The organism is Paraflavisolibacter caeni (assembly GCF_025628885.1).
In the GTDB taxonomy this organism is placed as follows: Bacteria; Bacteroidota; Bacteroidia; order Chitinophagales; family Chitinophagaceae; genus Flavisolibacter; species Flavisolibacter caeni.
Map to the genome: position 1 here is coordinate 49,032 of NZ_JAOTIF010000033.1, position 14,326 is coordinate 63,357.

The 14,326-nt window shown below is 42.6% G+C and carries 14 protein-coding genes and 1 tRNA gene; 4 read left to right on the top strand and 11 right to left on the bottom strand.

Translation table 11 applies throughout. The features are described 5' to 3' along the window. Positions 1-375: 375 nt before the first annotated feature. A complete protein-coding gene (locus tag OCK74_RS25010) occupies positions 376-1,278 on the bottom strand; it encodes a prohibitin family protein (RefSeq protein ID WP_279299846.1) in 903 nt (300 codons plus the stop codon). Positions 1,279-1,384: 106 nt separating this feature from the next. Beyond that, positions 1,385-2,299: a 1-acyl-sn-glycerol-3-phosphate acyltransferase gene (locus OCK74_RS25015; protein ID WP_279299847.1), complete on the bottom strand. Its 915-nt coding sequence runs from the start codon at positions 2,297-2,299 to the stop codon at positions 1,385-1,387. A 148-nt stretch (positions 2,300-2,447) separates the two neighbouring features. Between OCK74_RS25015 and OCK74_RS25020 the strand changes: the two genes are divergently transcribed. The 3 genes from OCK74_RS25020 to OCK74_RS25030 all read left to right on the top strand — a co-directional run bounded on the left by OCK74_RS25020 (position 2,448) and on the right by OCK74_RS25030 (position 4,335). Then, the gene (locus tag OCK74_RS25020; RefSeq protein ID WP_279299848.1) at positions 2,448-3,251 is read left to right on the top strand and encodes an SDR family oxidoreductase; all 804 of its coding nucleotides are present in this window, start codon (positions 2,448-2,450) and stop codon (positions 3,249-3,251) included. A 71-nt stretch (positions 3,252-3,322) separates the two neighbouring features. Beyond that, the gene (locus tag OCK74_RS25025) at positions 3,323-3,679 is read left to right on the top strand and encodes a hypothetical protein (RefSeq protein ID WP_279299849.1); all 357 of its coding nucleotides are present in this window, start codon (positions 3,323-3,325) and stop codon (positions 3,677-3,679) included. A gap of 182 nt (positions 3,680-3,861) precedes the next feature. After that, complete coding sequence (locus tag OCK74_RS25030) at positions 3,862-4,335, top strand: fasciclin domain-containing protein (protein WP_279299850.1); 474 nt, start codon at positions 3,862-3,864, stop codon at positions 4,333-4,335. 47 nt (positions 4,336-4,382) lie between these two features. Here the strand turns inward: OCK74_RS25030 and OCK74_RS25035 are convergent. The 7 genes from OCK74_RS25035 to OCK74_RS25065 all read right to left on the bottom strand — a co-directional run bounded on the left by OCK74_RS25035 (position 4,383) and on the right by OCK74_RS25065 (position 9,367). After that, a tRNA-Thr gene (locus OCK74_RS25035) sits at positions 4,383-4,455 on the bottom strand. 18 nt (positions 4,456-4,473) lie between these two features. Further along, positions 4,474-5,337, bottom strand: coding sequence for an MBL fold metallo-hydrolase (locus tag OCK74_RS25040; protein WP_279299851.1), 864 nt, complete (start codon positions 5,335-5,337; stop codon positions 4,474-4,476). 48 nt (positions 5,338-5,385) lie between these two features. Next, positions 5,386-6,732, bottom strand: coding sequence for an MFS transporter (locus OCK74_RS25045; protein WP_279299852.1), 1,347 nt, complete (start codon positions 6,730-6,732; stop codon positions 5,386-5,388). Positions 6,733-6,772: 40 nt separating this feature from the next. Beyond that, a complete protein-coding gene (locus tag OCK74_RS25050) occupies positions 6,773-7,276 on the bottom strand; it encodes a hypothetical protein (RefSeq protein ID WP_279299853.1) in 504 nt (167 codons plus the stop codon). Between the two features lie 49 nt (positions 7,277-7,325). Further along, complete coding sequence (locus OCK74_RS25055) at positions 7,326-8,150, bottom strand: undecaprenyl-diphosphate phosphatase (RefSeq protein WP_279299854.1); 825 nt, start codon at positions 8,148-8,150, stop codon at positions 7,326-7,328. Positions 8,151-8,162: 12 nt separating this feature from the next. After that, the gene (locus tag OCK74_RS25060; protein WP_279299855.1) at positions 8,163-8,417 is read right to left on the bottom strand and encodes a DUF3098 domain-containing protein; all 255 of its coding nucleotides are present in this window, start codon (positions 8,415-8,417) and stop codon (positions 8,163-8,165) included. Between the two features lie 77 nt (positions 8,418-8,494). Next, positions 8,495-9,367, bottom strand: coding sequence for a cell division protein FtsX (locus OCK74_RS25065; RefSeq protein WP_279299856.1), 873 nt, complete (start codon positions 9,365-9,367; stop codon positions 8,495-8,497). Positions 9,368-9,853: 486 nt separating this feature from the next. On the opposite strand from OCK74_RS25065, the gene leuS reads away from it, so the two are divergent. Next, the gene (gene leuS, locus OCK74_RS25070) at positions 9,854-12,634 is read left to right on the top strand and encodes a leucine--tRNA ligase (RefSeq protein WP_279299857.1); all 2,781 of its coding nucleotides are present in this window, start codon (positions 9,854-9,856) and stop codon (positions 12,632-12,634) included. On the opposite strand, the gene OCK74_RS25075 is transcribed toward leuS, so the two are convergent. After that, the gene (locus OCK74_RS25075) at positions 12,631-13,107 is read right to left on the bottom strand and encodes a hypothetical protein (protein ID WP_279299858.1); all 477 of its coding nucleotides are present in this window, start codon (positions 13,105-13,107) and stop codon (positions 12,631-12,633) included. The genes leuS and OCK74_RS25075 overlap by 4 nt on opposite strands. A 62-nt stretch (positions 13,108-13,169) precedes the next feature. Then, complete coding sequence (locus OCK74_RS25080) at positions 13,170-14,207, bottom strand: hypothetical protein (protein ID WP_279299859.1); 1,038 nt, start codon at positions 14,205-14,207, stop codon at positions 13,170-13,172. Positions 14,208-14,326 lie beyond the last annotated feature (119 nt).

The following is a 14,326-nucleotide window of genomic DNA, read 5'->3' on the forward strand; positions in this document are numbered from 1 at the left end:
GCAAGGGAAGAAATTCACTGCACATCTTATTTTGCGTCTGTATTTGTATTGAAATACAAGCTAACAAGATGCAGTATTCTATTTCACTGGAATTTAACTCAAAGTTAACATACTCTGCAGCGGTTCCCTAATTGAATTTCAATAATCGAAGAAGAAATATTTGCAAAAATCAATTATAGCGACAGAGTTTATTTCTGTCCAATTGCCTTTTTAGTAAAAAGTTCAATTGGACAGAAATCTTTAATCAGTTTTGAAGTGATACTTAACCGTTATGCAACAACGAAAATGTTTTAAGCAATAACAGAATGTATGAGTGACAAATCATCATTCACTGCTGATATACCGCATTATTTGAATGAAAGAAGTGCTTACGGACTATTGTTTGGTATCAATGATCACTGGTGTGTTTCGTCCGCTCATCATGATCAACTTAGCGTTTTGAGAGCCTGCTAATTCTTTCATAGCTTTTATTTGTTCGTATTGCAGCTGCCGTTCTGTAAGACTTTCGGAGATAATGCGCTGGTAGTCGGCAATACCTTGCGCTTCTACTCTTTTACGCTCTGCCTCCTGCCGTTCCTTTTGCAAAATGAACTGCATTTTCTGGGCGTCCTGTTCTGCCTGGATCTTTTGTTCGATAGAGGACTTCACTGGAGCAGGCAAAGCAATGCTCCTTACGAGTAAGTTTTCAAGCAGCAGCCCGCGGCGTTTGAATTCTTCATCAATGCTTTTGAAGATGCGGTTCTGGAATTCATCACGCTTAGTGGAATATAAGGCAACAGCTTCATAATAAACAGCGTTGTCACGGATCTTGGTTCGCGCTATTGGCCTTACAATCTTGTCCTGGTAATCATTACCGGTTTCCCGGATAATCCTGGGAGCTTCTGAAGGTGTCAACCGATACAAGACAGTCAGATCAATAGTTACTTCCAAACCGTCGGCAGTCAATACCCTGATAGCGTCGTCACCTCCTTTCTGCCCCTCATCCGAAACGCCACTCATAGTATAGTTCTGTGTGCGGACGTCCATCTCTTCTATCACATACAATGGATTCACCAGGTGTAAGCCACTTGGCAAGAAGTCGTTGTGAACTTTTCCAAACAGCTTTTTTACACCTACCATGCCGGCATCTATCTGGACAAATGATTTGGAGAGAATGCCAATCAGTATCAGTGCGATGCCTATAAGCCGGCCTATGATTAGAGGCCTCTCAATCTGAGGCATTCTTCTTATAAAGAGGGAGGCTATGAGAATGATTACTCCAAGGATGACTAAAAACATAAGCATAAGTTTTGAAAACCAGAGGAAAGATAGGTGGAATTACGAAGGATTTGAATGAGGAATATTTTGAATGACGAATGACTCGAATGACGAATAACGAACGGGGTCAGATCTGTCTTTTTAACTGGACGTAGGCCCAGGCGCAGAAGGGCATGGAGAGAGCAATTATGAGGGCAAAGATCCATCCCAAAAAATTAGTGCATAATAAGGCAATAAGAAGCCAATAGAAGGGGTACTCGACCATCAGTAAGGCAACTACAAGGGAATCGTAATGATCGTTGCTGAAAAGGCTGGCAACGGCTTTTACGGATATATACAGGGGCAGATGCAGTATAGCGCCAATAAAAGCAGGAATTGCCAGGATTATCTTCTTGAACATTGGCAGAGGCACATAAAAAAGGCTCTTCAATTTTGCCTTGTTGCCCGGCTCTACTTCATAAACCAACTGCCGTAGCTGACTTTCCAGTTGCTCGTTAAAAGCAAGCAGTTGCTTTCCGTACGTTTCCTGTTCTATGATGAGCTGTTTATTTAAGGGCTCGCCAAAGTTGATGTGTACATTTTTGCCAAAGAGGCGAAATGCATTGTAATTAATGCCGAGTGGAATAATAATAAGGTTTATACCTTTTTCCCATGTGCTGGTAGTCAATCTAGCTGTTCCTTTACGCAGGGGCCGTAAATGCCATTCATTTGCAGAGCCTCCTTCACTGAAAATCAGCACGATTCCGTTGGTAGCAAATACCTGCTGACAGGCTTCAAAAGTGGTATAGTTCTGTGAAAGGTTTTCCTTGCCTTCGTTGGTACGGTATACGGGCAGTAAAAACATGCGACGTAAAATATTGCCAACCGTTTTCCGGGCAAAAGCATCCCCCCTGGCCAAAGAATAAAGCTGTTCCTCCATCAAGGTGGTCATGATGATGCCATCCAGAAAGGAATTAGGATGATTGGCAGCAAATAATACCGGACCTTTTAAACTGAGGCATTCTGGCTTATTGATGACTACTTTCCTGCAATAGACCATCATGCACAACCGAGCGTAAAATTTCAGTATTCGGAAAACCACGCATGAAAATAAGGGATTAGGACCATTATTTAATCAGTAATGAGTAATCAGTGATCAGGTAAAAATAGACTGGCATAATTTGTTTATTTGGATCAATAAACAAAGAATCATGAATAATCATAAATTAAGTGACAAAGTAGCACTTGTTACAGGTGCCAGTTCAGGCATTGGAAGCGCGATTGCAATTGAGCTGGCAAAAGAAGGGGCAAGAGTAGTGATCAATTACCGATCGGATGAAAAGGGTGCGGAAGCTACGCTGAGCAAGGTAAAAGAAGCAGGCAGTGAAGGCTATATTGTACAAGCAGATGTCAGTAAAGAGGAAGATGTAAGCAAGATGTTTGATGCTGCCCGTAACCAGTTTGGCACTATAGATATACTTGTAAACAATGCAGGCATACAACAGGACGATGCAATGGTGGAGATGAGCCTGACGGAATGGCAACGGGTTATTGATGTAAATTTAACCGGTTACTTTTTATGTTCACGGCAGGCCATTAAAGAATTTCTGAAGAGGGAATGCGACGCAGCCAGTAAAGCTATTGGAAAGATCATTTGTGTTTCGTCCGTACATGATATTATTCCCTGGGCCGGTCATGTTAATTATGCAGCGTCCAAGGGTGGCGTGCTGATGTTTACGAAGTCCCTTGCGTTGGAAGTAGCGTCTAAAAAGATCAGGGTAAATGCGATCTCGCCGGGGGCTATCAAAACTGATATCAATGCAGAGGTATGGTCAGACCCGCAAAAGGCCCAGGAATTACTGAAATTAATTCCTTATAAGCGCATTGGTGATCCTGAGGATGTAGGAAAAGTTGCAGCATGGCTGGCATCAGATGACAGTGATTATGTTACAGGCACTACTATATATGTAGATGGAGGAATGACGCTTTACCCGGGGTTTGTGGATAATGGGTAGGCATCTGAAGATAGGCAGTCTGTGATTTCATTACTGAAAAACTGAAATATTTTTGAGATAATTCAAGATAAATGAATTTAGAACACAAAAAACAAGAAGTTGCCCCTTTTAGTGTATTTATACTTAGGATCGTCCGTTATAGTCTATTTGCCCTAATGCTTATTTTCATTTCTGTTCTTATTGGGGTTATTGGCTATCGGTATTTTGGAAAGCTCAATTGGGTTGATAGCTTTTATATGTCGTGTATGATATTGACGGGCATGGGGCCTGTCGCTGATATGACAACCAAAGGGGCAAAGCTTTTCTCTTCGTTCTATGCTTTGTATAGCGGTGTTGCCTTTTTAAGTATAACGGCAGTATTCTTTACGCCTATCATTCACAGGCTTTTACACATATTGCATGTAGAAGAGACTGAAAGGCAAACCTAAATCTGCCTCTAAAGCAAGACCTTGCTTTAGCGAAATAAATACGAGGAAGATGAAAATGTTTATAAAACTTGGCATTTCTTACACTTGTTTGCTCTGTAACTGTTAGGGAATTGCCCTACATTTAATAAAGTCACCAGCAATCCAAATTGCAAAACCATTCTTTGATCTTAAAACGGATTGATATGAAAAAGTTAAGCATTTATGTTCTGCTGGTTTCATTATTATTAAGTGTGGCAAGTATTCGTTGCAGCACAGGAACAAGTCTTCTCAAGGCTGGTTCTCCTTTACTATCAGCATTAAGCGGCGTTCCTAACCTTTCTACTTTCACCAACCTTCTTCAAACTCCCGGCCTGGATAAGCTTATAGGAGGTGCTATGAAAAAACCATTTACGCTGCTGGCACCAACAAACGATGCTTTGAGCAATTTAGGCTCCAGCGCTATGAGCAATCTGACCAACCCCAGCAACATCAGCCAGTTGGCGAATCTTATAAAAGATCATATCATACCGGGCAAATTAGATGCTGCAAGTTTGATGCAGACCGGTTTAAAAGCAGCCAGTGGCAAAGCACTTGACCTAGGAAGCGCTAAGCTCGGCGACCTGATAGGAGGTGAAAAATTCAATATTTTTCCCGTTGATAAACTCCTTGGCCAATAATACAGTTATAACACCAAGCTAGAGGCCCGGTTAAGAGGTATGAGATGAGCCATCTGTGGGAATCGAACCCGCGACCTGTTCATTACGAATGAACCGCTCTACCAACTGAGCTAAGATGGCTAAAGGTTTGAGATTTCACTACAACACATCCTGCAGTTTAAAGATCTCTTTTGACCTGATTCCTTTCTCTGTCATTTGCAAGTTACAACATTCAATTTTCGGGTCGTGTTCGAAGAAGAGTGTGTAATCGCCTTCGAGGGCTTCTGCTAGAAAGCTTTTCTTTTCGTGCATAGTGGTCAGCGGGAACATATCATAAGCCATTACATAGGGCATGGGTATGTGTGCTTCAGAAGGCAGCAGGTCGGCCATGTAGACGATGGTTTTGTCCTTATAGCGTATTTGCGGCAACATCATGTTGTCGGTATGCCCACTAACAAACCGAACGGAGATATTTTCATTGAAGGGCGCAGATGGAAGTTTGCCAGTGCTTGCACTTGCAGGAACTTCTATAAACTTTTGCTGTCCCCATTCCTGAATGGGAAGAATATTCTCTTTTAAGAAAGAAGCTTTTTCCCTGTCGTTTGGATGGATGGCCCAATCCCAATGCTTTTCATTGCTCCAGTAGGTGGCATTTTTGAATGCAGGCACCAGCTTATCGCCCTCTCTATTCACAGAGCCACCACAATGGTCAAAATGCAGGTGCGTTAAGATCACATCGGTTATATCATCGCGGTGAAAACCTTTTTTTGACAAGGATGTGTCCAAGTTATCACCCTGCAAATGATAATGGCCGAAGAATTTAGCGCTTTGTTTATTGCCGATTCCATTATCTACCAGGATCAGGCGGTTCCCATCTTCAATCAACAGGCAACGCATTGCCCAGGTGCAAAGGTTATTTTCATCGGCAGGGTTCAGTTTGTTCCACATACTTTTGGGTACTACACCAAACATAGCGCCACCATCCAGTTTAAATGTTTCTGTTTCTATTGCGTAAAGATTCATGAAAAAGATATTGTGATTTTTAGATATTCAGATATTGGAAAAGCTTGTTTAAGCAGTAAGGTTTTTTTCGACTTCCAGTGTTTCAGAGGCAAGGGGCCGCGATCTTTGTGCTTGCAATGTATATAAAAGAAGGAGAAGACCTATGACAAAAAAGGCTATCAGCACGAGTACGGAAGTACGTTGCGACCCTGTGAATTGCGTGATCAATCCAAAGAGGAAGGTACCGATCACAATAGCGATCTTCTCTGTAACATCGAAAAAGCTAAAGAAAGAAGTCGTATCCTTTGTCTGCGGCATCAGTTTGGAATAAGTACTGCGGCTCAAAGACTGAATCCCCCCCATTATAAAACCGATACCTACAGCCAGCGCATAAAACTTATTAATGTCGCCGGTGGGTAGCAGGTACCCTCCGATACAAAGGCCTATCCATGCCACGACGCATACCATCAATGCTGGTATGTTACCAATTAATTGCGACAACTTTGAAATTAAGAAAGCGCCAGGTATGGCTACTAATTGTATCAACACTATGGATACAATCAAATTGGTAGTTGGGATCTGCAGTTCGCTGGTACCATACAAAGCAGCCACCAGCATTACGGTTTGTACGCTGATGTCATAAAAGAAAAAAGAAGCCAAAAACCTTCTTAGTGATGGCAGTTGCTTCAATTCATGCCACACTTTTTGCAGTTCTCTATAGCCATTGGTGATGGCACTTTTGCGTGGATCTATATTATGAGGCCTATAGACCGGGAGTCTTTTTAATGGGATCTGTGCAAAGCCAAACCACCAAAAACCAACCAGCAAAAATGAAAGCCTGGGCGCAAAAGAACCATCTTTTATACCAAACCAATCTGGCTTCAGGATAAACAGGAAACAAATCAACTGCAGGATCACACTGCCTACATAACCATAAGCAAATCCTTTTGCACTGACACGGTCCCTTTCTTCGTACGGAGCAATTTCGGGCAGATAAGAGTTGTAAAACACAAGGCTAGCCCAATAACCAATACAGGCTATAATAGTACTCAGCAAGCCTATCCATAAAGTTTCTTTGTTGAAAAAGAATAAAGTGCAGCAAGCAATGCTACCCATAGTCAGAAAGAAACCCATAAAGCTTTTCTTATTACCCCTTGTATCAGCAATGGACGACAATAAAGGAGAAATGATGGCTACTACCAGGAAAGCAAAAGCCAGAGCATAATTGTACAGGGAGCTATTTACAAAGTCGTACCCCAGAAAACGAACCCTGTCGGTGGTAAGGGGATTGCCGTCGCCTGTAATAGATTCATAATAAGCGGGAAAAACAGTAGAAGTGATCACCAGGTTATAGGCACTATTTGCCCAGTCGTACATAGCCCAGGCATTGATCACTTTCTTGGAAGATTGCTGCATGTTTGTGATTTCGACGAGTTTAAGAAAAGAATGAGTGAAGTTACTCCACCCTTGTATTATCCATGCGGCTGCTATCTGGTGTTGTAGCACCGGCATCTGGTGTTATTGAATTTAGCTGTTCCGCTCTTACGGCGGCTTTGAGTTCAGGAGTCAACTCACCAGCATCTGCCAGGTCGTTGAATTGGTCATCTACCAATACAACTTTAGTTTTCGCCATATTGAATACATCTTCAGAAATCCACATCTGCCACACACGAAAGCCTAAGAGTGTATTTTCTTTATCTGTTTCATAACTAGCTTTATCTACCACAAAGCGTACAGTGTAAATACCACTGTCTTTGGAAAGCTGCACGCTTTTTTCATTTTGGGAATCGAAGAAGTTCCTGTCCAGCAGGAAATTACCCAGTCGCTTAGCTTCAGATTCAGTGGCCTCATCTTTATAGAACACTTCACTATTGTTGTTAATTTCCACCTTTTTGCCATAACGGTCACAGGAGGCGAGCAACAAGCTTGCTGTTATTAGCAACAGAAAGATTTTTTGCATAAACTCTGGAATAGTTGCTTAAAGGTAAGTAATCGGGGTGACGGATCACTCATTTCAGATATCCCTGTGCAATCAGAAACAGCAGGAAAATTCCGGCGATGATGCGGTAAATACCAAAGAGGCGGAAACCATAAACCTGCAGGTATTTGATAAAAAACCTGATAGCAAGCAAGGCCACGATGAATGCAACTACATTACCAACAACAAAGGCGTAAATATTTTCAGTAGAACTGAGGATCAACTCATATCCCTTTTGCTCCAGGCCATTGTTATCCCAACCTTTTACAAACAAGGAGTAGGCGGTTGCAGCCAACATGGTAGGCACAGCCAGGAAGAAAGAAAACTCGGCAGCCAGGTTGCGGGTCAACTTTTGCTGCATACCACCAATAATTGAGGCAGCGCTTCGACTAACACCAGGGATCATGGCCAGCACCTGCCAGCAACCAATTATAAAGGAACGCAGGAATGTGATCTTCTCTTCAGAACCAACTGTAGGATTTTTAAAGAACCTGTCTATAAAGAGCAAAACAATGCCACCGAGCAATAAGCTGACAGCCACAGTAGTTGGACTTTCCAGCATGCTGTCAATCAGGTCGCCAAAGAAAAAGCCAAAGAAGAGTGCTGGTATGACACCAATGGCCAACTTGAAATAAAATTCAAACCAGTTTTTCTTCAAAAAAAACTTTTTCCAGTACAAAACTACTACAGCCAGAATGGCGCCTAATTGAATGGCGACTTCAAAGACTTTAGTAAAACTGCTGGACTCGATCCCCATCAGCGACGAGGTGATTACCATATGACCGGTGGATGAAACAGGCAAAAATTCTGTCAGGCCTTCTACTATAGCTATAATGATGGCTTCGATAATGCTCATGGGAGAAGATTGTTAGTCTTTTGGATGACGGAAGATGGCATAGATTTCAATCACCAGTCCTGCTAAAATCAATATGGGAGCAATGGTGATACGAACGGTGCTGTACACGCTGCCAGGATTAAACACATTGGGATCTTCACTGCGGCCGCCAGCCATCAGCAAAAAGCCCAGGATCATAACGGCAGCGCCCCCCAGCATCCACATATAGTTGGATTTATCGAATAAGCGGTTAGTTTCTTTCTCTGTGGTTGTTTTTGTAGACTTCATGCGAAAAATTAAAGAAGCAAAGTAAAGAAGAAATTAATTAGTTCATCATGTAAAACGGGATGAACTAATATTTCAAATTAATAAAGATCATCCAGTTTCATACGCAAATACTTCAGTACACTACGGTGCGTGCTGAAAAGCGTAATGGTAATACCAATAACAATGAGCGCCAGGAACAGTAAAACCAAAAGCGTGTTATCATGCAGGGCTTTCAGATCCGGAAGAAAGCTTTCGGCAACCTGGACAACGCCATAAACCAGAGCGATGGCAATAACTGCACTAATGGCGCCATTACCAATGGCCCGCAAATCCATAGGTTTAGCAATAAACCAACGGGTGGCACCCACCATTTGCATCGTTTTGATAATAAATCGATTACTGAACATGGCCAGACGAATGGTATTGTCAATGAGAACTATAACCAGAATAGCGATCAAAATGGCCACGCCGGCAAGAACCAGACTGATCAGGTTGAAGTTGCGCTGCATTTTGCTTACGACAGCAGTAGGGTACTTTACTTCATCAACAGCAGGGAAGCTTGCTATGACATCTTTAATCTGAGCTATGCGGGCGGAATCCACATAATCTGCTTTTAATGTAAAGTCGATGCTGGTTGGTAGCAGGCTGTTTTCCAAAAACTCAGTAAAATCCTCACCACCAGTTTTCATCCATTCTTTTTTGGCAGTTTCTTTATCGGTATACTTCCAGTTTCTTGTATAGGGTTGAGAGGCTATATAGTTTTGAATGTTTGTCCTTGAAGAGTCGGGTATATTGGGTTTTAAAAACACCTGGAGTTCCACGCTTTCTTTAAAATATTGAATCAATTTCTGGGAGTTGATGGTCAACCATCCAACAATGCCTAAAAGAAATAATACAAGGGTAACTCCCAGGATAGACATAAAATAAGATGGTTTTCCCCGCTTTAATGATGCTTTGCCGTTTTGCGCCATGCTCATGAATTTAGAAGTGAACAAAAATAAAAGATTGCATTTAGAACAGCCCTGCTTCTTTTAAAACCTTTTAAAACTTTTAACCCACTCCAGTCCGCCTAAGGCGGAGAGCATCAGCGCACAATCCTAAGTTAAGGGATGACAAACCTAATGTCCGGAGGAATGCAGTTATTTTAGAACATAGATAAAAGTGGTATAATCTGTTATTTTTGCAAACCGTAAAACCACGGAACTGTAGATTTGGATCGCGGATTTTCAGGATTAAGACCGCTGATTATTATGATTTACAGGATTTGGGGAATTGCAACATAGTTATAATAGGTTTAGGAATAGGGCAATAGTTGAATTGAAAACGGAATTCTTCATTTCAAATTGTTTGACAAAGGATTTCCCAGACGAATATTTCTGTAGGGCGGTTAGAATTGGTAATAAAAACTTTACATATCAAACTTAAAATTCCCTTTTAAGGGATGAGGCACAACCTTCATGGAATACAATTTTAGAGAAATAGAAAGCAAGTGGCAGCAAAAGTGGAACGAGGACAATGTGTACCGGGTACCAAACCGGTCTGACAGGCCCAAATATTATGTACTGGACATGTTTCCCTACCCCAGTGGAGCTGGACTTCACGTGGGACACCCTTTGGGATATATAGCCTCCGACATCTTTGCCCGGTACAAACGACTGAAGGGTTTCAATGTGCTTCATCCCATGGGTTATGACGCTTTTGGTCTGCCTGCGGAGCAATATGCTTTAGAGCATGGCGTTCATCCAGCAACCAGCACTGAACAAAATATTCGAAATTTCCGCAACCAGTTGGATAAAATTGGCTTTAGCTATGACTGGAGCCGTGAAGTAAATACTTCTGAGCCCAACTACTATAAATGGACGCAGTGGATCTTCCTGAAATTGTTCAAATCGTGGTATAACAGAAAAACTGCTAAGGCAGAGCCAATTGAAGGATTGGTGCAAATTTTTGAAACTGAAGGGAACGCGAATCACCCTATTCCTAATTCACAGTTTCAAATTAACAATTACCCTCATGTAACCTTTACTTCCGAGGCCTGGAAAAGCTTTGATGAAAAGACACAGCAAACTATCCTGATGGAGTACCGTATCGCTTATTGTGGATATGGAGAAGTAAACTGGTGTGAGGCCTTAGGAACCGTTCTGGCCAATGATGAAGTTATCAATGGGGTAAGTGAACGCGGAGGTTTTCCAGTTGTCAAGAAGAAGTTGCGCCAATGGTATTTGCGCATTACTGAATATGCCGACCGCCTGCTTGAAGGTCTTCAGAAGGTTGAATTCAGCGAGGCGATGAAGGATATGCAAAGCAACTGGATTGGCAAGAGCAGTGGTGCTGAGATTGATTTTGAAATCAGCGGGCAACAATCAACCGGCAATAAACTTAGAGTGTATACCACCAGACCTGATACTATTTTTGGTGTAGACTTCATGGTCGTGGCTCCTGAACATGAACTGGTAGAGCAGATCACAACTCCTGAACAGAAAGTGGCTGTAGAAGAATATATTGCTTACGTGAAAAGCAGGAGCGAGCGCGAGCGCATGGCTGAGAAGAAGATCAGCGGTGTATTTACCGGTGCTTATGCTTTAAACCCTTTTGATGGCAGACAAATCCCTGTCTGGATCTCTGAATATGTGTTGGCGGGTTATGGAACCGGTGCTATCATGGCGGTGCCTTGTGGTGATGAACGCGACTTCAAGTTTGCCCAACATTTCCATATTCCGATCACTAACATTATAGGAGATGCCTTCAACGGGCAGGAAGCCAATCCTACCAAGGATGCCTTGTTAGAAAACAGTGGCTTTATTAATGGGATGGTAATGAGGGATGCTATGGAAATAGTGATCAATAAACTGGAGGAAATGGCCATAGGCAAAAAGAAGATCAACTTCAAAATGCGTGATGCCGCTTTCAGTCGCCAGCGCTACTGGGGTGAACCTTTTCCTATTGTATGGAAAGATGGTATTGCTTATCCTTTAAATGAAAGCGAGCTGCCTCTAGAACTTCCTTACGTTGAAAGCTATGGACCTGGCCCAGAAGGTGAAGGTCCCCTGGCCAATATTCCGGAATGGACTTCCCGCGGTTTGGAAACCAACACTATGCCTGGTTATGCAGGCTCCAGCTGGTATTTCCTGCGCTATATGGACCCAAACAATCAAAACGAGTTTTGTAGTAAAGAAGCCAGTGACTACTGGAACCAGGTTGACCTGTATGTAGGTGGAACAGAGCACGCAGTAGGTCACTTGTTGTACAGCCGTTTGTGGACCAAGGTGTTGTTTGACCTAGGTTATATTTCGTTCGACGAGCCTTACAGGAAACTTTTGAACCAAGGTAAAATTGGTGGCGATTCGAGAATCATTTACCGGATACGCGGTACGCATAAATTTGTTTCTGCAGGATTAAAAGACCAGTATGAAACAGATGAGTTGCATGCAGACGTGGGCATGATAGATGGTTTTGAACTGGACACTGAAGCTTTCAAGAAATGGAGGCCTGATTATGCTGATGCTGAATTTATCCTGGAGAATGGGAAATACATCTGTGGCTCGCGCCTGGAGAAAATGAGCAAGCGCTATTTCAATGTAGTAAACCCAGATGATATCGTTGAACGTTATGGTGCAGATACCTTCCGCATGTATGAAATGTTCCTGGGTCCCATCGACCAGGACAAGCCATGGGACACTAAAGGCATTGAAGGTGTACACCGTTTTCTGAAAAAGCTGTGGAGACTGTTTGCTGATGAAGAAAAAGGATTGATTGTAACGGATGATAAGGCAACAGCGGCTGAATTAAAAGTGTTGCACAGAACGATTAAGAAGATTGAAGAAGACACAGAGCGCTTCTCTTTCAATACTACTGTTTCTGCTTTCATGGTTTGCGTGAATGAGCTAAACGATCTGAAATGTCACAAGAAAGAGGTACTGGAATCACTGTTGATCTTATTGGCTCCTTATGCACCCCATGTGAGTGAAGAATTGTGGCATTTATTGGGACATGACACCTATATATTGGATGCAGCCTTTCCAAAGTTTGAAAGTAAACACCTGGTGGAAACTGCAAAAGAATACCCAATCTCTATCAATGGTAAGATGCGGACGCAACTCGTTTTGGACCTGAATGCCACGCAACAGGAAGTAGAAGAGATTGTGCTGGGCAATGCTGTGGTGCAGAAGTGGGTAGAAGGCAAGCAGCCTAAGAAGATTATTTATGTGAAGGGGAAGATGGTGAATATTGTGGTTTAAATGTTTAATGCCCTCAACTTCCTTGAGGGCATTAAATTTCCTGAAAGGACCAATGTAGCCAGTCTGTCTTCAAGTAACTGAGCAAAGGTTTCAAAATAGAGGATGACATCCTGCCGTATGTTTTTCTTTAACCACCTAAATCCGCCCGGAAGGCTCTTTAGGACTTCTTTATCACCCAGGTATTCCAAGTAATGGATATCGGCAGGTGATAATCCAAGTTCTTCCAGCTTTCCAATCAGCAGGTAGGCCGGAGCGGAGGTAACACCACAATAACCTTCAGCTATTTCTGTCCATTCACCAGAGCCAGTACGGGCATAACGCAAAATCTCGTCCTTACTCAAATGGGTTATTACCTGCAACAAGTGGCCACAATTACAAGATCCATGATGGCCCCAGGCATAATGAGCTCCATTGCGCAAATTTGTTGCGGCCTTTCGCAGAGCATTGATAAGCTCTACATTTGGATATGCCATATTCAAATTCTTTGGAATTATACAGCAAATCCCGTGCACAGAAGGAGCTATTGCAAATACAGTTATTCTATCTTTGGTTTTGTCAGTCGAATCAATGCGCTTGTTTCTTCTGTACTTTCCAGGTTGGCCTCAAATCGCTTCTCTCCTACTATTGCGATCATATAAGAGGTATTTGGCGGAATGCGTCCCAGGTTTTCGGCTACCATTACCAACTCGTTGCTTTCGGATAATTCTGCGATTGGCAACTTTACCACATAAGGTTTGCCCGTGAGGCGGATGTGGCTAAAGATCATTTTCTGGTTCAGAAATAATGAAATGGAGTCACCATCGATTTCGGCATTGTCATAGAACCGTAGTTCCAAAGAGTCGCCAGCTAATGGGATATCCATTACAAATTTGCTTTTACGGACGACAAATTTTTCTTCTATCGTAACAGGTTTTGAAGGTATAATGGGTTTAGGAGTCTCAGACTTTACTACGGGTTCTGAAGGCATAGGCGGAATGACCACCATTCCTTTTTTTGGAGATTCGACAGGTTCTGAAGGTCTATCCTGAGTTTTCTGTTGCGGCTGTGGCCCCCGGAAAGCAATGAGCGCTACACTGTCAATAACATCCGGATTATTGGCACCGATTATATAGTTATCAATCACATAATCCCACTCATCTCTGAAGTTTGAACTGGATATTTTGTCCAGGTGCAGGGATCCATTGGGATCAGATTCTTCTTTTGGAGCTGCCGTGCCATCCAACATCATTACACCGCCTCCCGGGCAGTTAAAATCAGCTTTGGCTAACAGGGGGATTTTGCCTGGTGTACCAATGCCCAATGTGCTGCTTTTCTCCTCAATCAATTGATCGTCCCACCAAACTACGGCATTTGTGGTGGGTTCAAAAAATCCTTTGATGCTATAGCGGCGGTAGTTGCCAGGAGCACTGTAATAATAGGAAGTGCCAGTCAGGCTATCCCCTTTCTGAATGATCTTCACTTCGGCTTTCTGCCTGCCTATACGGCCTTTCCATACACCTGTAACCATTTGGGACTGAAGATCATTCCCAAAAAGAAAGAAAAGTATTAATAGAAGAAGGGGGATATTTTTCAATTTAACTAAGTTTACTTGCCTGAGGTAAAACGTCAGAGGACGGTAAATCAACGAGCAAGTGCATATTGTTGACCGGATGGGATGTAAATAGTTTTGCTTTCTGATCTACTTATCATGAA